18 protein-coding genes are annotated in these 21,308 nt (G+C 69.8%); 8 read left to right on the top strand and 10 right to left on the bottom strand.

Annotation, left to right across the window (positions count from 1 at the left end):
- Positions 1 to 219 precede the first annotated feature (219 nt).
- Entirely contained in the window at positions 220 to 1,239 is a 1,020-nt protein-coding gene (locus I6N91_RS00170) for an N-acetylglucosamine kinase (protein WP_198809914.1), read from the top strand.
- Positions 1,236 to 4,079 carry an FAD-binding and (Fe-S)-binding domain-containing protein gene (locus tag I6N91_RS00165; protein ID WP_198809913.1) on the top strand — a complete coding sequence of 948 codons (2,844 nt, stop codon included), beginning with the start codon at positions 1,236 to 1,238 and terminating at the stop codon, positions 4,077 to 4,079. The genes I6N91_RS00170 and I6N91_RS00165 overlap by 4 nt, the downstream gene beginning before the upstream one ends.
- A gap of 11 nt (positions 4,080 to 4,090) precedes the next feature.
- Here I6N91_RS00165 and allB read toward each other — a convergent pair whose 3' ends face one another.
- The 4 genes from allB to aceB are packed head-to-tail and all read right to left on the bottom strand — an operon-like array spanning position 4,091 to position 9,249.
- The gene (gene allB, locus I6N91_RS00160) at positions 4,091 to 5,458 is read right to left on the bottom strand and encodes an allantoinase AllB (RefSeq protein WP_198809912.1); all 1,368 of its coding nucleotides are present in this window, start codon (positions 5,456 to 5,458) and stop codon (positions 4,091 to 4,093) included.
- 49 nt (positions 5,459 to 5,507) lie between these two features.
- The gene (locus tag I6N91_RS00155) at positions 5,508 to 6,323 is read right to left on the bottom strand and encodes a bifunctional allantoicase/(S)-ureidoglycine aminohydrolase (RefSeq protein WP_198809911.1); all 816 of its coding nucleotides are present in this window, start codon (positions 6,321 to 6,323) and stop codon (positions 5,508 to 5,510) included.
- Positions 6,320 to 7,651 (bottom strand): aldolase/citrate lyase family protein, encoded by a 1,332-nt coding sequence (locus I6N91_RS00150; protein WP_198809910.1) that lies wholly within the window; start codon positions 7,649 to 7,651, stop codon positions 6,320 to 6,322. Before I6N91_RS00150 ends, I6N91_RS00155 begins: the two co-directional genes overlap by 4 nt.
- Positions 7,651 to 9,249: a malate synthase A gene (gene aceB, locus I6N91_RS00145; protein WP_198809909.1), complete on the bottom strand. Its 1,599-nt coding sequence runs from the start codon at positions 9,247 to 9,249 to the stop codon at positions 7,651 to 7,653. The genes I6N91_RS00150 and aceB overlap by 1 nt, the downstream gene beginning before the upstream one ends.
- Positions 9,250 to 9,569: 320 nt before the next feature.
- Here aceB and I6N91_RS00140 point away from each other — a divergent pair, with 320 nt between their 5' ends.
- Positions 9,570 to 10,064 carry a nucleoside deaminase gene (locus I6N91_RS00140; RefSeq protein WP_198809908.1) on the top strand — a complete coding sequence of 165 codons (495 nt, stop codon included), beginning with the start codon at positions 9,570 to 9,572 and terminating at the stop codon, positions 10,062 to 10,064.
- A gap of 53 nt (positions 10,065 to 10,117) precedes the next feature.
- Here I6N91_RS00140 and xdhC read toward each other — a convergent pair whose 3' ends face one another.
- The 6 genes from xdhC to uraD form a co-directional block, all read right to left on the bottom strand.
- Positions 10,118 to 10,990, bottom strand: coding sequence for a xanthine dehydrogenase accessory protein XdhC (gene xdhC / locus I6N91_RS00135; protein WP_198809907.1), 873 nt, complete (start codon positions 10,988 to 10,990; stop codon positions 10,118 to 10,120).
- 1 nt (position 10,991) lies between these two features.
- A complete protein-coding gene (gene xdhB / locus I6N91_RS00130; RefSeq protein WP_198809906.1) occupies positions 10,992 to 13,385 on the bottom strand; it encodes a xanthine dehydrogenase molybdopterin binding subunit in 2,394 nt (797 codons plus the stop codon).
- On the bottom strand, positions 13,382 to 14,893 hold the full coding sequence (locus tag I6N91_RS00125) for a xanthine dehydrogenase small subunit (protein ID WP_198809905.1): 1,512 nt from the start codon (positions 14,891 to 14,893) through the stop codon (positions 13,382 to 13,384). The genes xdhB and I6N91_RS00125 overlap by 4 nt, the downstream gene beginning before the upstream one ends.
- Before the next feature lie 73 nt (positions 14,894 to 14,966).
- Positions 14,967 to 15,908, bottom strand: coding sequence for a factor-independent urate hydroxylase (pucL, locus tag I6N91_RS00120; RefSeq protein WP_198809904.1), 942 nt, complete (start codon positions 15,906 to 15,908; stop codon positions 14,967 to 14,969).
- A gap of 2 nt (positions 15,909 to 15,910) precedes the next feature.
- Positions 15,911 to 16,261: a hydroxyisourate hydrolase gene (uraH, locus tag I6N91_RS00115; protein ID WP_198809903.1), complete on the bottom strand. Its 351-nt coding sequence runs from the start codon at positions 16,259 to 16,261 to the stop codon at positions 15,911 to 15,913.
- A complete protein-coding gene (uraD, locus tag I6N91_RS00110; protein ID WP_198809902.1) occupies positions 16,258 to 16,752 on the bottom strand; it encodes a 2-oxo-4-hydroxy-4-carboxy-5-ureidoimidazoline decarboxylase in 495 nt (164 codons plus the stop codon). Before uraD ends, uraH begins: the two co-directional genes overlap by 4 nt.
- Before the next feature lie 302 nt (positions 16,753 to 17,054).
- Here uraD and I6N91_RS00105 point away from each other — a divergent pair, with 302 nt between their 5' ends.
- The 5 genes from I6N91_RS00105 (at position 17,055) to pxpA (ending at position 21,300) form a co-directional block, all read left to right on the top strand.
- Complete coding sequence (locus I6N91_RS00105) at positions 17,055 to 18,098, top strand: AAA family ATPase (RefSeq protein ID WP_198809901.1); 1,044 nt, start codon at positions 17,055 to 17,057, stop codon at positions 18,096 to 18,098.
- 137 nt (positions 18,099 to 18,235) lie between these two features.
- On the top strand, positions 18,236 to 19,102 hold the full coding sequence (locus tag I6N91_RS00100; RefSeq protein ID WP_198809900.1) for an AraC family transcriptional regulator: 867 nt from the start codon (positions 18,236 to 18,238) through the stop codon (positions 19,100 to 19,102).
- A gap of 118 nt (positions 19,103 to 19,220) precedes the next feature.
- A complete protein-coding gene (locus I6N91_RS00095; RefSeq protein ID WP_198809899.1) occupies positions 19,221 to 19,808 on the top strand; it encodes a dihydrofolate reductase family protein in 588 nt (195 codons plus the stop codon).
- A gap of 49 nt (positions 19,809 to 19,857) precedes the next feature.
- Entirely contained in the window at positions 19,858 to 20,442 is a 585-nt protein-coding gene (locus tag I6N91_RS00090) for a hypothetical protein (RefSeq protein ID WP_198809898.1), read from the top strand.
- Positions 20,443 to 20,520: 78 nt separating this feature from the next.
- Complete coding sequence (pxpA, locus tag I6N91_RS00085) at positions 20,521 to 21,300, top strand: 5-oxoprolinase subunit PxpA (RefSeq protein WP_233091275.1); 780 nt, start codon at positions 20,521 to 20,523, stop codon at positions 21,298 to 21,300.
- Positions 21,301 to 21,308 lie beyond the last annotated feature (8 nt).

Raw genomic sequence — 21,308 nt, 5'->3', positions numbered from 1 at the left:
ACAGCCTCCCGCTGATGGTCAATGGTTTTCAAAGCTGTGTAAGGTTATGAAAATTAGTTTCACGCGGCGGTTGGTATTCCGTGGCTGAGAGAGCCAACCGCGTTACCGTTGACGTTGCCACCCCCACCGCCGGAAGGACCTCCATGAGACGCCCGAACACCCGGAGGCAGATGACGCGCTCCACTCCGGCCTCTCCGGCTCCCTCCCGGAGGGCACCCCATGCCGGCCGCTGAGCGGGTTCCCGCGGGGATCTGCGGCATCGACATCGGCGGCACCGGGTGCCGCGTCGCGGTGACCACCCCCACCACGGGCCCCTCAACCGCCCGCGTTTTCACCGGCAGCGGGCTGCGCATCGGCGGCTCGGGCCTCGACGTCGAGGACCTGATGCTCACCCTCGAGCCGCTGGTCGCGGCGGCGCGGGACGCCTCCGGGGCCCGAAGCCTCGACACCCTGGTCCTGGGCGCGGCGAGCCTCGTCACCCTGCTGCGCAATGCCGACGGCGTTCACGCGGAGCTGCACGCCCGGTTCGGCGCGCGCACGACGGTCCTGGCCTCCGACGTCCTCACCTCCCACATCGGTGCCCTGTCGGCGCAGCCGGGCGTCGTCGTCGCCGCGGGAACCGGGGCCGTCGCCCTGGGCACCGACCACGCGGGGCTGTGGCAGCGGGTCGACGGGTGGGGCCACCTGCTCGGCGACGCAGGCAGCGGCGCCTGGATCGGTGCGCGCGGCCTTGAGGCCGCCTACCGCAGCTACGACGGGCGGGTCGGCGGGTCGGCCGGCCTGCTCGACCGCCTGCTCGAACGGTTTGGCTCCCCCGAGGACCTGGTGCGCAGCGTTTACACCCGGCAGGACCGCGCGGCCGTGCTCGCCTCCTTCGTGCCCGACGTCGCCGAGGCCGCCGCGCAGGGCTGCGCCGTCGCCCTCGGCATCTTCCGCTCCGCCGGCCGGGAACTGGCCCGCACCGCCACCGCCGCCCTGGTCGACGGCCTGCCGCCGCGCATCCGCTGGGTGGGCGGGCTCTTCGAGGCCTCCCCTGACCTCCTGGAGGAGTTCGGCCAGGAACTTCACCGCGGCCACGTGGGCCTTGACCTTGCCCCGGGCGAGGGCGCCTCGCTCGAGGGCGCCCTGCAGCTCGGCGCCGCCACGGCCCGCGGCTCCGGGCCGGATCAGCGTGCGGGCTTCCTCTCGACCCAGCACCACCGGGCGGGCCGCCCCTCTCAGCCGGGGCGTTCTGCGTGATCACCGCCCTTCGCGCCGCCGTCGCCGACGCCGCCCGGGTCAGCGAACGCGCCATCGACCGCCACGCCGGCGCCCACGACGCCTCCCACTTCCTGCTGATCCCACAGGCCGTGGCCACCCCGGTGGACGCCGCCGAAGTGGGAGCGCTGCTGCGCGCCTCGGCCGCCCAGGGCGTCCCCCTCACCCTCCGCTCGGGCGGCACCAGCCTCAGCGGCCAGGCCGTCACGGACGGCGTGCTGGTCGACGTGCGCAAGCACTTCCGGGGCATGGAGGTGCTCGATGACGGCGCCCGGGTCAAGGTGTTGCCCGGCGTCACCGTGCGGATGCTCAACACCCGGCTGGCCCGGTACGGCCGGAAGTTCGGGCCCGACCCCGCCAGCGAATCCGCGTGCACCATCGGCGGGGTGGTGGCGAACAACTCCTCGGGCATGCGCTGCGGCACCGCCGACAACGCCTACCGCACCCTCGAATCCGTCACCGTCGTACTGCCCAGCGGCACGGTGATCGATACCGGCGCCGCCGACGCCGACGAGCGCCTGCGCGCCCTCGAACCGGCACTCTTCGATGGCCTGCTGCGGCTCGCCGCGCGGGTACGCTCCAACCCGGCCTCGGTGCGGATCATCACCGAGCAGTTCTCCCGCAAGAACACCATGGGCTACGGCCTCAACTCCCTGCTCGACTTCGAGACCCCTGCCCAGATGCTGGCGCACCTGATCGTGGGCAGCGAGGGGACCCTGGGCTTCGTCGCGGAGGCCGTCTTCCGCACGGTGCCGGTGCACCCACACACCACCACGGGGCTGCTCGTCTTTGACGACCTGCAGGCCGCCAACTCGGCCCTGCCTGCGCTGGTCGACTCAGGCGCCGCCACCGCCGAACTGATGGATGCCCTGTCGCTGAAGGTAGGCCAGAACCTCCGCGGGACCCCCGCCGTCGTGAAGGACCTTGCCGTCCGCGACCACGCCGCCCTGCTGGTTGAATACTCGGCGGACACCGCGGAGGAACTGGCGCAGGCCTCGGCGGCCGGTGCCGAGGTGCTGGCGCCGCTGGGCCTGAGCACTCCCGCCGTCTTCAGCACCGATGCTTCCGCCCGGGCCGAACTGTGGCGGCTGCGCAAGGGCCTCTACGCCTCGGTGGCAGGAGCGCGCCCGCACGGAACCACGGCGCTGCTCGAGGACGTCGTCGTCCCGGTGCCGGCGCTGGCGCGCACCTGCACCGAGCTCACCACCCTGTTCGGGGCGTACGGGTACCGCGACAGCGTGATCTTCGGGCACGCCAAGGACGGGAACATCCACTTCATGCTCACCGACCGGTTCGCCTCGGCGTCCGAGCTCGAGCGGTATGCGGCGTTCACCGAGGACCTCGTCGACCTGGTGCTCGGCGAGGGCGGCTCGCTTAAGGCCGAACACGGCACCGGGCGCGTCATGGCGCCCTTCGTGCGCCGCCAGTACGGCGACGAACTGTACGAGGTGATGCGCGAGATCAAGGCACTGTTCGACCCGGCCGGAGTACTGAACCCGGGCGTGATCCTCAATGATGACCCCCAGGCGCACCTGCGCCACCTCAAGGCCGTTCCCGCGGTGGCCGAGGAGGTGGACCGGTGCGTCTCGTGCGGTTACTGCGAGCCCGCCTGCCCCAGCAAGGACCTCACCCTGACGCCGCGGCAGCGCATCGTCACACTGCGCGCCATCGAACAGGCACGGCTCGACGGCGATCCGGCGCTGGTCACCGAGCTTGAGAAGGACTACGACTACGAATCAGTGCAGACCTGCGCCGTCGACGGAATGTGCCAGACGGCGTGCCCCGTCGACATCAACACTGGTTCGCTGGTGAAACGGCTCCGGCGGGAGAACGCGTCCCCCGTCGCCGGGAGGATCGGAACCGCCGCCGCCGGCTCCTGGGCCGGCGTCACCCGGGGTGCCGGCGCCGCCCTGAGCCTCACCGCGAAGCTTCCCTTTCCCATTGTCCGCGGCCCGAACCACATTGCCCGGGCCGTTCTGGGCGCCGACACCGTGCCGCTCCACTCCCCCGAGCTGCCCGCCAGCGGTTCACGGCGGCGGCGCCCGGCGCCGGAGGGTGCCGCGGACGCCGTGTACTTCCCGGCATGCGTCGGGACCATTTTTGGACCAGCAGGGTTCGGGCCGGCGTCCCCCGGCGGGAATGCCTCGCCCGGGGTGCAGGTGAGCTTCGAGGACCTCTGCGCGCGGGCAGGGCTGACCCTGCTGGTGCCGCCGGCCATCGACGGGCTGTGCTGCGGCACGCCCTGGTCCTCGAAGGGACTGGTCGACGGCCAGCAGGCCATGACGGCCCGCACCCTTGCGGCGCTGCGGGAGGCCACCGGCGACGGCGAACTTCCGGTGATCTGCGATGCAACCTCCTGCACCGAGGGTCTGCTCGCGGTGATCGTCGGCGAGGTGCCCGCGCCGGGTCAGCGCCCGCTGCGGGTGATTGACGCCGTCGAGTTCGCCGCCGAACGGATCCTGCCGGTCCTCGGACCGTACGAGAAGCGGGACTCTCTGGCCCTCCACCCCACCTGCTCCTCGACCCGGCTGGGAGTGAATCCGGCGCTGGAGGCGGTGGCCGGGGCCGTCGCCGCCGAGGTCTCGATCCCCGAGAACTGGGGGTGCTGTGCCTTCGCCGGCGACCGCGGCATGCTGCACCCCGAGCTGACCGCGTCGGCCACGGCACGGCAGGCGGCCGAGATCGCGGAGTTCGGCGCCGGTGCCCACGCCTCGTGTAACCGGACGTGCGAGCTGGGCATGACGCGGGCGACGGGCGAGCAGTACCAGCACGTGCTGGAGCTCCTTGAGGAGGTCACCCGGCGGGCAGAAACGCGTTCCTGAGCCGGCGGCCTTCAGGCTTCGCCCCGGCGGAGCAGCCGGCCGTGCGGAGTTCCGCCGTCCACCTCCGTGCCCCGGAGGTAAGTCCGCCGCACCACTCCGGTCAGCCGCTTCCCGGAGTACGGGCTGACGGGGTTGCGGTGGTGCAGGGCGTTCACGTCCACGGTGAAGCTCTCCTCGGCGGCGAAGACCACGAGGTCCGCGTCGCAGCCCACGGCGAGCCGGCCCTTGCGGGACAGGCCGGCGAGCGCGGCCGGCGCCTGCGCCATCCACCCGACCACCCGCTCGAGCGGGATGCCCCGCTTCCGGGCCTCCGTCCAGACCAGGGGAAGGCCGAGCTGGAGGGAGGACACCCCGCCCCAGGCCACGTCGAAGTCACCGTTCTCGAGGTCCTTGAGGTCCGGAGTGCTTGGGGAGTGGTCGGTGACGATGCAGTCGATCGTGCCGTCCTCGAGCCCCTTCCACAGCAGTTCCCGGTTGGCGTCCTCGCGGATCGGCGGGCAGCACTTATAGGCCGTGGCACCGTCAGGGATCTCCTCGGCGCGCAGCGTCAGGTAGTGGGGGCAGGTCTCCACCGTAAGCCGCACGCCGTCGCGCCGGGCGGCGGCGATCAGCGGCAGCGCGTCCGAGGAGGATAGGTGAAGGATGTGCGCCCGGGCGCCGGTGGAGCGTGCCCGCTCGATGACAGAAGCGACGGCGATGTTCTCCGCGCGCCGGGGCCGGGAGGCGAGGAAGCGGTCGTACCGGCTGCCTCCGGCCCGGGGCGCCTCCTCGATGGTGCGGGCGTCCTCGGCGTGGACGATCATCAGCGCGTCGAAGCTGGCAAGTTCCGCAAGGTCCTTCTCGAGCTCCTCAGCGTCCAGGGGCGGGAACTCGTCCACGCCGGAGTGAATGAGGAAGCACTTAAAGCCGAACACCCCCTCCTCGTGGAGCGCCCGCAGGTCCGCGGTGTTGCCCGGAACCGCTCCACCCCAAAAGCCGACGTCGACGAAGGCCTGGGAGGCGGCCGCCGCCCGCTTCTGCGCGAGGGCCACCACGTTCACGGTGGGCGGGATGCTGTTCAGCGGCATGTCGATGATGGTGGTGACGCCCCCGGCCGCCGCGGCACGCGTCGCGGAGGCGAAGCCCTCCCACGCGGTGCGGCCGGGCTCATTGACGTGGACGTGGGAGTCCACGAGGCCGGGTAGCAGGGTTTCGTCACCGCGGAGCTCGACGGTGCGTGCGCCGGTGAGCCCGGTCCCCCGCGGTGCGAGGGCCGTGATCGTCCCGTCGACGACGCCGACCTCAAGTTCCCAAAGACCCCCCTCGGTCAGGACCCTGCGGCCGCGGATCACCAGGTCGAAGCCACGGGTGAAAGAACCGGCGGCGGATGGATCGGCCATGAAGTTCCCTCCCTCCTTACTCCGATTTGAGCCCGCGGCCGCCATCGGCTCAGAGGACGATCTGGCGGTTGACGTCCTTGTAGAGCAGGTAGCGGAAGTTACCGGGCCCTCCGGCGTAGCAGGCCTGCGGGCAGAAGGCCCGCAGGGACAGATAGTCGCCCTCCTCGACTTCCACCCAGTCGTCGTTGAGCCGGTACACCCCCTTGCCTTCGAGGATGTAGAGCCCGTGTTCCATGACGTGGGTCTCGGCGAACGGAATGGAGGCGCCCGGTTCAAAGGTGACGACGTTGACGTGCAGGTCGTAGGCGGGGTCGTCGACCGGCAGCATGCGGGTGGTGCGCCACCGGTTGTCCGTGCCGGGCATGGCGTCCGGCTCGATGTCCTGTTCATTGCCGACGACGGCGGCGGGGGCATGCCCGGGCAGAGGCTGGTGGCGCTTGCGGATCCACTGGAACGTGGCGTTGCTGGCCCCGGCGTTGTGCGCCGACCACGGCTCAGCGGGTGGAACGTAAGCGAACCCTCCCGGCCCCAGGGCAGAGGCAGCGCCGCCGATGCTTACGTCGAGGGTTCCGGAGAGCACGAAGAGGAAGGATTCGACCTCCGACTGGGGTTCCGGCGCATCGGACCCCCCACCGGGGGCGACCTCCATCAGGTACTGGGCGAACGTCGTCGCGCCGCCGGCGACCGGACGATTGAGGATCCAGGCGCGGGTGGCGTGCCATTCGGGCAGGACACTGGTGACGATGTCCCGCAGGACGCCCCGGGGGATCACCGTGTATGCCTCGGTCACCACGGCACGCCCGGAGAGGAGATCGGTCTGCGGCGGGAGGCCGGTCTGCGGCGTGTAGTAGGTGGGGCTGGTCATGAAGGTCCTTCGGATCGGCGGCTCGGGTCGGGGACGCTGGGCGCCGCTGCGGAGGGGGGCCGAGGGTGCGCGGGCCGCGGGTGGGCAAGCCGGGCCAGCTCGGCAGGGTCGACACCGGTCCGCTGTTCGATGTCCTGCCCGTCGAGCGCTCCGCAGTCGAGCCCCCGCTGCAGGAACCGCGCCAGCGCCCGGGCGGTGGCCGGTTCGTCAAGGACGGTGCTCTCGCTCCGGTGCACATAGTTGCGCAGCCGGGACGCCGCCGAGTCGAACCCCGAAAGATAGAAGGAGTAGGTGGCGATGAACCGGGTGGGAAGCTGGGCCGGGTGGAGGTCCCAGCCCTGGTAGTAGCCCCGCTCCAGCGAGCGGCGGACCAGTCGGGCGTGAAGCACCCAGGCCGCTGCGGTGTTTTCGGCGGAGCCCACGGGCAGGACGTTCGTCGAACCGTCGGAGAGGCGCACGCCGGTTCCGGCGGCGGCCACCTGCATCACGGCCTTGGCGTAGTCGGCGGCCGGGTGGTCCATCGCCTGCTGCCCGGCGGCGATTTCCAAGGAGGCGCTGTAGTCGTAGGTGCCGTAATGAAGGCCCGAGACCCTCCCCGAGCCCGCATGCAGCAGCCGCGCCACCGGGGCCGTGCCGTCGGCGCCCAGGATCAGCTGGGGCGTTTCCACCTGCACCTCGAAGCGCAGCCTGCCCGGATCCAGGCCGTGCGCCTTCTCGAGGCGTCCGCACACGTAAGCCATCGCCTCGACCTGCGCCACGGTGCTGACCTTCGGCAGGGTCAGCATAAGCCCGTCGGGCAAGGTCCCCTTCCCCAGCAGCCGCGAGAGGAAAAGGTCGAGGGTGCGGATGCCCCGGGCCCGGGTGGGTTCCTCGAAGGACTTGAACCGTATGCCGGCGAACGGCGCAGCGGTTCCCTTCCCGACGGCGCGGGCGAGGAGGTCCGCCGCCTCGAGCGCTGCCGCATCCTCCTCGTCGTCACTCCGGCTGCCGTAGCCGTCCTCGAAGTCGAGGCGGAGGTCCTCGATGGGCTCCCGGAGCAGTTTCGCCTCCACCTTGGCGGCGATGGGTGCCACCAGGTTCTCGGGGAGGCCCACCGTCCTGCACAGAGCCTCCATCCCGCCGTGGGCTTCGACGGCGGCGAGCGCCTCTCCGCCCCAGCGGCCGGCCAGCGCCGGTTCGATCCGGTCCGCCGGAACGTACACGGTGTGGACGGGCTGCCGGCTGCCGTCGTCGCCGGGGTAGCTGCGCCGCAGCAGCCGGTCGGTGTCGGACAGCTTCGCGTCGACCAGGGCGTAGTCGGCGGCGCCGAGGACAGCCTCGGCGGGCATCAGCGGACCAACTCGTAGGCCGGCAGGGTGAGGAAGTCCGTGTACTCCTCGGACAGGCAAATGTCGGCAATCAGCGCCCGGGCCGGTTCGTAGTAGCGGGCGAAGGTTTCGGCGTCGACCTCGGTCCGGAGCCGGTCGACCTCCTCGTCGAGCAGGGCCTTCACGAGTTCGGGGGTGACGGTGTTTCCCGTGTCGGAGAGGACCACCTGGTTGCGGAGCTGCTGCCACACCTGAGACCTGGAGATTTCCGCCGTCGCGGCGTCCTCCATCAGGTTGTGGATCGCCACCGCGCCGTTGCCCGAGAGCCACACCGCGACGTAGGCGACGGCGACGTACAGGTTGAGCCGCAGCCCCGCTTCGGTCACGGCTCCGCCGGCCGAGGGGATGTCCAGCAGGTCCGAGGCGGTGACGCTCACCTCCTCGCGCTGTCGATCGAGCTGGTTCGGCCGGTCCCCCAGCACCGCGTCGAACACCTCGCGGCAGACCGGAACCAGGTCGGGGTGGGCCACCCAGGACCCGTCGAACCCGTCGTCGGCTTCGCGGGTCTTGTCGGCGCGCACCTTCGCGAAGGCTTCCTCGGTGACGGCGGGCTCCCGTCGGTTCGGAATGACCGCGGCCATCCCGCCCATGGCGAAGGCGCCCCTGCGGTGGCAGGTCTTCACCAGCAGCTCGGTGTAGGCGCGCATGAAGGGGGCGGTCATGGAAATGCTGGCGCGGTCCGGCAGCAGGTAGGCCGGCCCGGCGTCGCGGAAGTACTTGATGATGCTGAAGAGGTAGTCCCACCGCCCGGCGTTCAGCCCCGAGGCGTGGTCGCGGAGCTCAAAAAGGATTTCCTCCATCTCGAAGGCCGCCGGAATCGTTTCAATCAGCACCGTCGCCCGCACCGAACCCTGCGGCACCCCGACGTAGTCCTGGGCGAAGACGAAGATGTCATTCCAGAGCCGGGCCTCGAGGTGGCTTTCAAGCTTCGGCAGGTAGTAATAGGGGCCGCTGCCCGAATTCAGGAGCTGTTTCGCATTGGCGAAGAAGTGAAGGCCGAAATCGACAAGCGCCCCGATGGCCGGCTCGCCGTCGATGCGCACGTTCTTCTCGCTCAGGTGCCAGCCGCGCGGCCGGGTGACCACCACAGCCCGGGGCGCGTCCTGCCGCAGCGAGTATTCCTTGCCCTCCGGCGATGTGTAATCGAGCCGTCCGCGAGCCGCCCGGTAGAGGTTCAGCTGGGAGTCGATGACGTTGTGCCAGGTCGGAGCACTGGCGTCCTCGAGGTCCGCCAACCAGACCTGCGCGCCGGAGTTGAGCGCGTTGATGGCCATCTTCACGGGAGAGGCCGGCCCGGTCATCTCCACGCGGCGGTCATGCAGGTCCCGCGGCGCCGGCGCCACCTTCCACTCGCCGTCGCGCACCCCCCGGGTTTCGGGGAGGAAGTCGAGACGGCCCGTGGCGGCAGCCTGAGCGCGGCGCGCGGCGCGGGCCGTGAGTCGTTCATCGCGCTGTCCGCGGAAGCGCTGGTGAAGCTGTTCAAGGAAGGAAAGGGCCTCGGGGGTCAGGATGATGTCGGCGCCTTCGACGGGTGAGGGATCTGTCAGTTCTATGGCCATGCTGTGCTCTCCTCGGAAGATCGAGTCCCGCTGGTGAAGGCCGCTGCCGCCGGACCGCCGCCGAAACGGCACCCGAGCATGCCCTGACATTCGTAGTACGGACGTTATTGTCTGCGATGGTGAAGCACAAGCATCAGGAGGCGCTGCATCCCCGCCGCGGTGTTACAGTTCGAGGGCGAAGCCAACGGCGGGCAGCCCTTTCCGGGGCCGCTGCCCACCAGGTGGACCTGCATGACCAACCGCAGCCGTCTGTCCAAGCCGCCTGTTCCGTTCCGTATCGGTGGCGCGGAGGGTGGGCTGCCATCGCTTGGGAGGCTCCCATGAGCACCGCAACTCCGGACGAACAGTACCTGCGCGAGGCGATCTCTCTCGCCGTCGCCAATGTCTCGAACGGCGGCGGCCCCTTCGGCGCCGTCGTCGTCACCCCGGACGGCAGCGTCTTCCCGGGCGTCAACCGGGTCACCGCGACAAACGACCCGACGGCACACGCGGAGGTGGTGGCCATCCGTGCCGCGTGCACCTCCATCGCATCCTTCGACCTGTCCGGAAGCGTGCTGTACTCGAGCTGCGAGCCCTGCCCCATGTGCCTGGCCAGTGCCCTGTGGGCCCGAGTTGACCGCGTGATGTATGCCGCGGACCGCAACGACGCGGCCCGGGCCGGCTTCGACGACGCGGTCTTCTACGACTACTTCTCGGCTCCCGTGGAGGAGCGGTCGATGCCCTCACGCCAGCTCCAGCTTCCAACCTCCGACAGCCTTGGCCCCTGCACGCCCTTCGACGTCTGGGCCGCCCACCCAGACCGCATTCCCTACTAGGCCGCATCCCTTACTAGGCAGGCATCGCACTCTTCCTGCCCGGGCTTCCCCGCCTATCTGGGGTGCGGGCCGGGAACCGTCGAGCTGAATGGAGCGCGCACCGGCTCTGGCGCTCCGGAGACCCCGGCCTCCCCAAGCTCGAGGGTCTTCAGCAGGTCGGCGGCAACGCTGATGGCGATGACGGCGGGGGCCTTGCCCGCCAGCCCCGGCACGCCGATGGGGCAGGTGATCGCGTCGATGGCGGCGTCGCTGTGGCCTTCGGCGCGCAGGCGCTGGCGGAACCGGGACCACTTGGCCCTCGAGCCGATCAGCCCAACGCTGCCCAGGGCGCCGCGGCGCAGCGCCGCATCGCACAGCAGGAAATCCTCCGCGTGGTCGTGAGTCAGAATGAGGACGTGCGAGCCGGACGGCAGGGTGCCCAGCACAGTGTCGGGCACGGGGCTGGCCACGAGCCGGACGTCGGCGGTACCGGCGGTGACGGCGGCGAGCCGTCCAGGGTCAACCTGGTCGGCCCTGCTGTCGACGAGGTGCAGGGTAAGGGGCAGCCGCGACAGAATCCGGGCCAGCTCGTAGCCGACATGGCCCACCCCGAACACGGCGACCGTCGGCCGGGGAAGGAAGGGCTCGAGGAGGACCCGGACCACCCCACCGCAGCACTGGCGCCCGTGCCGGGCCGCCGCGTGCTCGTTCAGGGAGAACTCAAGGGTCTCGGGGACTCCGGTGCCGGCGGCGAGCATCGCCCGCGCCCGCTCGATGACACTCGCCTCGAGGTTGCCTCCGCCGATGCTGTCCCAGGTCGCCTCGCTTCCCACGACCATCTTCGCTCCGGCGTCCCGGGGCGCGTGGCCGCGCACCTCGGTCACCGTGGCGAGGACCCCGGGTGACCGCTCCGCGCGGAGGCCCTGGAGGGCGCTCAGCCAGTCCACGTCACTGCGCTCTCACCGGAGAGGGAACGGGCGCGTCCATCCCGGCCGGCTTCGCTGCCTCGCGGGACGTGGTGCGGGCCCGATCGATGGCCCAGTAAACGGCCTCCGGGGTGGCGGGGCTGGCAAGTTCGACGCTGCGTCCGCCGGGGCCGAAGGCCGCGGCCGCCTGGCGCAGCGCCTCCCGCACGCTGAGTGCGAGCATGAGCGGCGGCTCCCCCACCGCCTTGGACCCGTAGATGACACCGCTCTCGGTGGCCCGCTCGAAGAGGTGGACCCGGAAATCCTCGGGCATCTCGGAGAAGCTCGGCAGCTTGTAGGTGCTCGCCGACTGGGTGTCCAGGCGCCCGCGGCGCTTCCCCTCTGAGACGTCCCAGCGGAGGTCCTCTAGCGTGAGCCACCCGGCGCCCTGAACGAACCCGCCCTCGATCTGCCCGACGTCGATCAGCGGCGAGAGGCTGTCCCCCACGTCGTGCACGATGTCGGTGCGCAGCAGGCGGTACGCGCCGGTGAAACCGTCGACCTCGACCTCCGACACCGCCGCGGCGTAGGTGAAGTACTTGAACGGCTCGCCCTGCATGCGGGCGGCGTCCCAGTGCAGCCCCGGGGTGCGGTAGTAGCCCGCGGCCCAGAGAGACACGCGCTGGAAGTAGGCGTCGTTCACCAGCTCGGCGAAGGGGATTCCCTCGTCGGAGAAGCCGATCCCGGTGACGATGCCATCGTCGAACCGCACGTCGTCGGGGTGGATGTTGAGCTTCCGCGCGGCCACCTCGGCGAGGCGGTCCCGGATCTGGTCGCACGCATTGCGGATCGCCGCTCCATTGAGGTCCGCCCCGGAACTCGCCGCCGTGGCCGAGGTGTTGGGAACCTTGTCGGTGCGCGTCGGCGCCAGCCGGATGTTGGCGAGCGGAACGCCGAGCGCGGTGGCGGCGACCTGGCGCATCTTGGTGTGGAGCCCCTGGCCCATCTCCGTTCCGCCGTGGTTGATCAGCACCGACCCGTCCTTGTACACGTGCACCAGGGCCCCGGCCTGGTTGAAGGCCGTGAGGTTGAAGGAGATGCCGAACTTCACGGGCGTGATGCCCAGGGCACGGCGGAGGTGACGGTGGGTGGCGTTGAAGTCGGCGATGTCGGTACGGCGGCGTTCGACGTCCGCGCCGCCCAGCAGCTGCTCCCAGACGGCATGCAGCCGCTCGGCATGCCGGACCGGCTGCCCGTACGGGGTGCTCTGGCCCGGGTTGTAGAAGTTCCGCCGCCGCAGGTCGGAGGGCTCAACGCCCAGCAGCGGCGCGCATCGGCCGAGCACCTCCTCGATGACGAACATCCCCTGCGGGCCGCCGAACCCGCGGAAGGCAGTCTGCGAGGTCTTGTGCGTCTTCGCGATCCGGCCGAGCACTTCGATGTTGGGGATCCAGTAGGCGTTGTCGATATGGCACAGCGCGCGGGCCAGGACGGGCTGGGAGAGGTCGAGGCTCCACCCGCCGTCACTGGTCAACGTGGCCCGGAGCGCCACAAGCCTGCCGGTGTCGTCGAACCCGGCCTCCCAGCTGGCGGCGAACGGGTGGCGCTTGCCCGTCAGGGTGATGTCCTGGGTGCGGTTCAGGCGCACCCGCACGGGCCGCCCGGTGAGCGTCGCTCCCAGGGCGGCGACGGCGGCGAAGCCGTGGGGCTGCATCTCCTTCCCGCCGAAGGCGCCGCCCATGCGCAGGCACTGCACCGTCACCTGGGAGCTGGTGAGCCCGAGCACGTGGGCGACGATCTCCTGGGTCTCCGTGGGGTGCTGGGTGCTGCTGTGGACGAACACCTGCCCGCTCTCGTCGACATAGACGTAGGAGGCGTGGGTCTCGAGGTAGAAGTGCTCCTGCCCGCCGATCTCTACCTCCCCGCTGAAGCGGTGGGCCGCAGCGGCCAGGGCGGCCCCAGCGTCGCCCCGGGCTACGGTGGGCTGGTCGCCCTGGAAGCTTTCCTTCTGGATCGCCTCGGCCAGCGTCACGATCGACGGGAGCGGTTCGTAGTCCACCTCGACGGCCTCCGCACCGAGACGGGCGGCCTCGAGGTTGTCGGCGAGCACCCAGCAGACGGCGTGGCCGTAGTACATCACCTCGCTCGGGAACAGCGGTTCGTCGTGCTTGGTCCCGGCATCGTTGATCCCAGGCACGTCGGCTCCGGTGAGGACCCGCACCACGCCGGGCACGCCCAGGGCTGGTGCGGTGCGCAGCTCAGTGACTCGGGCATGGGCGTGCGGGGCCTGCACCGGCCAGGCGTGAAGGACGTCCGAGCTGCGGATGGGGAGGTCGTCGGTGTAGAGGGCGGTGCCGGTGACGTGGAGCGCGGCGCTTTCGTGGGAAACGGGCACGCCGACGACGGGGTTCACGGGGCGGTCTGCGAGGGATTTCACCGGGTCACCTCCAGTGCGGGTGCGGCTGTGGTCTGCGCGTAGAACCGGAGGACCGACTGGCCGAGCATCGCCGACCGGTAGCGGGCGGTGGCCCGGAGGTCATCGATCGGGGTGCCCTCGGTCTCCATCACCGCTGCGGCACCGGCGGCGGTCTCCTCGCTCCAGGGCCGCCCGACGAGGGCCTCCTCGGTGCGCAGGGCCCGCAAGGGCATGGCGGCCACCCCGTTCATGCCGATCCGCGCCGAGGCGACGACGCCGTCCTCGAGCCGCAGGGCGAAGGCGACGGCGACGCTCGAAATGTCGTCGAAGCGCCGCTTGGCGATCTTGTAGAACGCGGTGGTTTCGGCCAGTGGCAGCGGAAGGTGCACCGCGCGCAGGAGTTCACCGGGCCTGCGGACGCTCTGCCGGTACCCCGTGAAGTACTCGGCGAGCGGCACCTCGCGCTCGCCGCCGGCGGAGGCAAGGACCACCGAGGCGTCGAGGGCCAGCAGGGCGGGTGCGGTGTCGCCGATGGGTGAGCCGGTGGCGAGGTTGCCGCCGAGCGTCGCGGCGTTGCGGATCAGCCGGGAGGCGAACTGGGGAAAGAGCTGGTTCAGCAGGGGCACCCGGCTGGCCAGTCCGCGTTCGACCTCCGACAGGGTGAGCGCGGTGCCGATCTCGATCCGGTCCGGGCCGAGCGTGAGGACCAGGAGCGGTTCGAGGCGGTCGACGGCGAGCACCAGCGGAGGCCTGCTGTGCCGGAGGTTCACCTCGACCCCGGCGTCCGTCGCGCCGGCGAGCACCTGGGCGTCCGGGTTCTGCTCGAGCAGGCCGAGGAGCTCCTCCATGCTGCCGGGGCGGAGGAACCGGGAGCCGCCCGCCGCCGCCTGCGTGGGTCGGGCCGCCGGAGCGGGCCGGTCCTGGCGGCGCAGCAGCGGGTCGTCGTCCGTCGGGGCACCGAGGGCGTAGGCGGCGTCACGGATGGGCCGGTACCCGGTGCAGCGGCAGAGGTTCCCGCTGAGCGAGGAGAGATCAAAGCCGTTGGGCCCGGTCTCGTGGTCGCTCGCGTGTTCCTCCCCCACGACGGCGGTGCCGGTCTCGACGCCCTCGCTGGAGCCGGTGGCGTCCCGCTCGGGGCGGTAGTACTCGGCCGCCATGGAGCAGACGAAGCCCGGGGTGCAGTAGCCGCATTGGGAGCCGCCGCGCTCAGCCATTTCCTGTTGGACCGGGTGCAGGTGCTCGGCCGTCCGGGGGCCGGCCGCCGTGCCGAGGCCTTCGGCCGTCACGACTTCCTGGCCGTCGAAGGCCAGGGCGGGAGGCAGGCAGGCGTTCACCGAGGTCCACCGGGTGCGGCCGTCGCCGTCGGGCCGTGCCACCAGCACGGCGCAGGCCCCGCACTCCCCCTCGGCGCAGCCTTCCTTGGCCCCGGTCAGCCCTTCGGCCCGCAGCCAGTCGAGCAGCCGGAGGTGCGGGGAAATCCCTTCACAGGGGCGGACCTGGCCGTTCACGGTGATCTGCGTAGCGTCCATGCTTTCCACTCCTCAGCGGTGTGAGCAAAACTATACAACCGGCGGAAAGGGCCTTCCACGACCCAAATTCCGGTCAGCAGAAGCCCGGAATAGAGGCCCATACCTCCGGTTCGCCGGTGTCGCCCTCGCGCTGGACCGTCGCCTCGATGAGGCCGTAGGGACGGTCCGCTGCGAAGAACACCTCGTTGGGGTTGTCCAGCCCGAACGGCGAGAGGTCCACCAGGAAATGGTGGTTGTTTGGCAGCGACATCCGGATCTCACCGATCTCGGGATGGGCCTCGAGGACCTGCTTTCCCATGGTGAACATCGTCTGCTGCAGGGCCAGGGAATGGGTCGAGGCGAAGGCGTCGAGGAGGATCCGGCGCACGCTTGAGTACAGGGCGTCGAAGTCCGCCTCGAGGGTGGTGTACCGCCAGCGGGCCGTCACATCGGTCGCCAGGATGCGGTCGGTCGTCTCGGGAAGGGTCGTGTAGCGGTCACGCGGGTAGCCGTGGAACTCCGATCCCGTCGACTTCAGCACGGTGAGGCCCGAGATTCCGGCGACGATTGTCCTCCGGCCGCCCTCCATCACCAGCACCGCGGTGCGGGTTTCCGACTTGTTCCTGCTGAAAGAGTGGTCGTGGTCGGAGATCCGCTCCCAGAAATACTGCTCGGCCGCCCAGCGGCCGCCGGTCACCCAGTCGAAGCTTGAGGTGAAGTGCTCACCGAGGCGCATGAGGAACGCCTCGGGTGTTCCGATACCGTCCCGGGCGAAGGCGTAGATGGTGTTCTTCTGGGTGTCGGTGGCGATGACGTGCGAGTTGTCGCCTTCGGTGTGGGCGCGTTCGAAGTCACCGTGCAGCTGCGAGGTGACGCTGAGGTCCTCGATGCTGTGACGGGCGGTGTCCCGGGTGATCCGGACGAGCCGGACCTCCGCCTTCCCATACTGGTTGCGGCCCAGCACGATGCGGCCGGTCCCTCCCGATGCTGTGCCGGGCTGCGACGCCGGCTGGTCGGTATCGCGCTGAGACGTCATGGTCAGCTCCCTCGATAGGTCGAATAAGCGAAAGGGCTCAGGAGCAGGGGGACGTGGTAGTGCTCTAAGGCGCTGGCCACCGTGAAGGTGAGGGCAACTTCGGGGAAGAAGGACTCGACTCCGGCGCTCTCGAAATATGCTCCGGTATCGAACTCGATCCGGTAGACGCCCTCGGGCAGGACGGCGGGGCCGCGGTCCTGCATGCCGAAGTCCTTGATGCGGCCGTCGACGTCGGTGGTCCCCTGTCCCACCTGCTCCCAGTTCCCGCCGGTGCGGCGCAGGAGCCGGGACGACATGCCCGCGGCGGGCCGGCCGGTTCGGGTGTCGAGGACGTGCGTGCTCACGGAGCTCACGGGGTGACCGTTCCATCGAGCCGGAGGAGGGCAATCTCCCGCAGCTGGCCGGCGATGACGGGAAGCTCCTCCTCGGAGGTATGGCCGAGGCGTTCCTGAAGGCTGGCGAGGATGTCCTCGGCCGACCGTCCGGCGGCCCGGACCAGGAAGACGCGTCCGAATTTCTCCTCGTAGGCGCGGTTCCCGGCAGCGATCTGCTCCGCAGTATCCTCCGACCCGTCAAGCCCCGACTGTTCCTGCCGCGACAGCCCCGCCTCCGTCGAAGCCCCGGCTGCACGTTCCCCTATCCGCGGGTGGTGCGCCAGGGCGCCATCGAGTTCGTCGACTGACAGGTCAGGCGCCGCGGCCGCGGCGAACGAGGTCAGGGCGGAGAGCGAGCCAAAGGGACGCGCCCGCACGATCTCGTCGATCCAGCGCGGAATGTCGAGGCAGGGACGCAGCAGTTTCGCGGCGTCGGTGGCGGGAGCGGCGTTGAAGTCGGCTAGGCGCATGGGTGTCAGCTTTCCTGGTTCCTCCGCTGCAGCGCTGAACACCCTTGACCATCGACGGAATCGACTTGATTCGATGTTTCTGCAAAGCGGAACTGTATTTTCCCGTCACTGTAACCCCCGTTCCACGGAACGTGTCAACAGTCCTGCGCAGCCACGAAGACGCCGGTAAGCGCTCCATCGACGCCTACAAATGGCCAGCAACTCACCGGATCCCGGTACTACAGTGAGACGAACCCGGCGGCAACCGTTGCCGGGGAGTTCCGCGTACGCTCATCGCGCCACCACCGCTCCAGGAGTAAAGCATGGCTGCCAGCCGCAATCCGCTTGAGGAACTGCGCGAAACGATTGGCCACCTGGCCGAGCAGCTCAAGCTGCCGGGCGGAGACCGGGTCGATGACCGGGTGAGTGAGATGTTTGGCCCCAAGCTCGGGCCGGCACGCCCGCTCTCCGAGCTGCAGGCCGAGCTCGACGCGCTGATCGGGCTGGAGACCGTAAAGGAACAGGTGCGGGCGCTGGTCGCCTTGCTTCAGGTGCAGGCCCGCCGCAAGGCGCACGGCCTGCCGGAGGTCGCCACCTCGCAGCACCTTGTGTTCCTCGGAAACCCGGGCACGGGAAAGACCACCGTGGCGCGGCTTCTGGCCGAGATGTACCGGGCGGTCGGCCTGCTGCAGAAGGGCCACCTGGTGGAGGTCGACCGTTCGGGCTTGGTCGGACAGTATGTCGGCGAAACCGCACTCAAGACGGACCGGGTGATCCGGCGGGCGCTGGATGGCGTCCTGTTCATCGATGAGGCCTACGCCCTGGCCCCTGAGGATCACCGGATGGACTTCGGGCCCGAGGCGATCGAGGTCCTGCTGAAGCGGATGGAGGATCACCGCCACCGCCTGGTGGTGATCGTGGCCGGTTATCCGCGGCTGATGGAAATGTTCCTGCTCTCGAACCCCGGCCTGCGGTCCCGGTTTGCGCGCGAGATCACCTTCCCCGACTACTCGGTCGACGCGCTCGTGGCGATCTTCGGCCAGATGCTCGCCCAGCACGAGTACCTGCTCGAGCCGGGCGCGGAGCAGATGCTGCGCCGCATCCTCGCGGGCCTTCACTCCGGCGAGGACTCCGGCAATGCGCGCTTCGCCCGCACCCTGTTCGAGCAGGCGCTCAACCGACAGGCGCTGAGGCTTTCACTCGATGAGGACCGGAGTCTCGACGCGCTCGACCGGGAGGACGTCATGACCCTCACCGAGGACGACCTCGTCGAGGCCGCGCGGGCGCTGGGCGAGGAACCGGAACCCGAGCCGGGCCCGGCGACTGCAGCCGGACCGTCGCGGTGGTGGCGCTGGCTGATGACTTGAGCCAATCGGTGATCCTCCCGGCGGGCCGCCGAATGCGTGCACGGCCGGCCCGCGTTAAGGAATGCGACTGCATCGGACCGCAATAGTCGGGTGCGCGCCTGCGCTGACGGGCAGGCTTGACGCTGAAGGGGGAAACCGTGATCGCAGCTTTGAACCAACTCGTCGGACTCATTGAGGACCATCTCACCGAGAACATCGACATCACCAGCCTGGCGGGCAGTCTTGGCACGACGGAATACCACCTCCGCCGGATGTTCTCCTCACTCGCAGGCATGCCGTTGTCCGAATATGTTCGACGACGCCGCATGGCGGTCGCCGTTGCGGAGGTCCTCGAAGACGGCGATCTGCTGGGAATCGCGGTGCGCTACGGGTATGGCTCCACTGAGGCATTCAACCGCGCCTTTCGAGCGGTGCACGGCGTCAGCCCCGGCGATGTGCGCCGTTCCGGTGGCCCCCTTCGCACACAACCGAAGCTCAGGTTCCGCCTGACCGTAGAAGGGAACACACCCATGGACACCCGCATCACAGACCTGCCGGCCTTCCGACTCGTCGGACAGTCGGCCCGTGTGCCACTCATCCACCGCGGTGCCAATTTCGCCATCGAGGCCCATATCGCGTCCCTTCCCGCGGCCGAACATGACCGCCTCAAGGAAATGAACTGCACCGAGCCGGCGGGACTGCTCCAGGTGAGTGCCGACGTGGACCCCGACTACGCCGAGGGCAGCGAACTGCTCTACCTCCACGGCGTCGCGGTCGATAAAAATACTCCCGTGCCCGGGGACCTCCACGCCATCGAGGTACCGGCCGGCGCCTGGGCCGTGTTCCGCACCGCGGGCCCGTACCCGGCGGCCCTGCAGGAAACGTGGGCGGCGACCGCCACCGACTGGTTCCCTTCCAACCCCTGGCGGTTGAGGCCCGGACCCTCGATCGTTGCCGTGATCGACCGCGCCCCCGACTTCAGCACCGCAACTTCCGAGTTATGGCTGCCCGTGGAACGCGCCTAGCCATTGCGGCGCCCATTCTGTCGCGGGCTTCGACGAACGGGTGTAACGTCACGGCCACCGCTCCGAAACCCATAAGGACAGTGCGGCAGGGGCGGAACAGCAACCGGAGGAATGCATCATGACCGCTACCTACACCTGGGACATCTTCTCCAGCCTCGACGGCTACGCCGCCGCCGGCGGCGACTGGACGGGCTACTGGGGCAAGCAGGGCCCGGACCTGCTCGAGCACCGTCTCGCGTTGTATGACTCGACGCAACGGATGGTCTTCGGGGCCACAACGTTCCGGCTTTTCGTGCAGATGCTTGCCTCGAGCACTGCGGAATCGGAGGTGCGGGACCCCTGGGTCACCCGGATGGTGAACCTGCCGGCAACGGTGGTCTCGACGACGCTGCAGGAACCCCTCGACTGGCCGGACGCGACGGTGGCGGGCGGGAACGCCGTCGACGTCGTCGCCCGGCTCAAGGAGCAGTCGGAGGTGCCACTGCGCTCGCACGGCAGCCTCTCGATGAACCGAGCGCTGATGGCTGCCGGCCTGGTGGACTTCCTCCAGATGACGCTCTTCCCCGTCATCACCGGTCGGACCGGTCTCGAGCCGGTCTTCCAAGGGGCGGCCGACTTTGACCTGGACCTGGTGGAGCACCGGACCCTCGACGGGCGGACCCAGGAACTCACCTACCGGCCGACCCTGCACGGTACTCGTACCTGAGCGAGGATCACTTGATGTAAAAACCGGCGAAATGCCCCAAGATGAAGCCATGGCTGAAAGAGCAGGCATGCGCGAGATAAGCCCAACGGACAGTGTCAGCTTCACCGAGCAGCTCTCCGGCTGGCTCGAACTTCCCTTCCGCCAGGCCGCGGTGCGCCTGGTGCTCCGTGCCTCGATGCCCGGTTGGGAGACCTTCCGCACCGACCCGCACCACCGGTTGAACGTCGAGGGCACGATCGACATCGACGGGTTCGCCAGCGCGAGGCCGGTCACCGGGACGCTTGCGCTGTTTCCCGACGACGCCGGCGCCGCCGTCGAATACTCCCTCTCCTTCTCCAGCGACGACCACGTCGACCTGCATCTGCGGGGCGCCAAGGCCCAGCGGCCGGGCAACCCGCGCGCGCTCTGGTACGACTTCACCACGACGCGCTTCGAGCTGACCGCCCCCGATGGCACCGCCTTACAGGGGCTCCTCCGCACCCCGACGCCGCAGGCGCTTCGATGCCTTGCCTCGCTCCGGGCCGCCGCGGAGTCGGTCCCCCTGCGACTCGGAGCCCTGGGCCGGTTCGGCGTCCACTTCACCGCCGGAGCGGTCAAGGGACTGCTTCCGGACCGTCGGGTGACCCGGCGCTGAAACAGCACATCCTCACCGATTTTTCAAAGCCCCTCCACCCCCTGACACCGGGTGGACTACGGGTTTAGCGTTGGGCGCATGACTGATGCACAATCCGGCGTCACTCAGGCACTGACGCCCACCATCAACTCCGACATGGGTGAATCGCTTGGCCTTCACTCCTTCGGCAACGACCTGGCCCTGATGGAACTCGTCGACTCGATTAACGTCGCGTGCGGCTTCCACTCAGGGGACCCGGACGCCATGGCCGACACCGTGTCCGCCGCCGCCTGCCGGGACCTCGGCATCGGGGCGCACCCCGGGCTGCCGGACCTCGTCGGCTTCGGCCGGCGGGAGATGAAGCTGACCCCCAACGAGGTCGAACACCTGATGCTGTACCAGGTGGGGGCGCTCTCGGCCTTCCTGCGGCGGGAGGGCGTCGACCTTCACCACATCAAACCGCACGGCTCCCTCTACGGCATGCTGGCCCGCGACCATCACCTGATGCAGGCAGCCGGCAAGGTCGCCGCCCTGTACGGAGTGCCCTTCTACGGCCTGGCCGGCACCCAGCACCAGGTGGTGTGCGAGAGCCTTGGCATCGAATTCGTCGGCGAGCTCTACGTTGATCTCAACTACGGCCCCGAAGGCCAGCTACTCATCCAGCGCCGGCCCGAGCTGACCGATCCGGCGAAGGCCGCCGAACGCGTCCGCCGGGTGCTCGACGACGGTCTCGTCGAGGCCTCGGACGGCACGCTCCTGCGTATCGACTTCACCAGCATCTGCGTGCACTCCGACGCCCCGAACTCACCGGAGGTCGCGGCCGCCGTGCGCGAGGTGCTCTCCGATGCCGGCCGGTCCCAGGAGCCCGCTACCGCCTGACTACCCCA

It is taken from the genome of Arthrobacter sp. MSA 4-2 (assembly GCF_016405885.1).
GTDB lineage: Bacteria > Actinomycetota > Actinomycetes > Actinomycetales > Micrococcaceae > Arthrobacter_D.
Note: the sequence above shows the minus strand (reverse complement) of the source record. Positions and strands in the feature narration are given on the sequence as shown.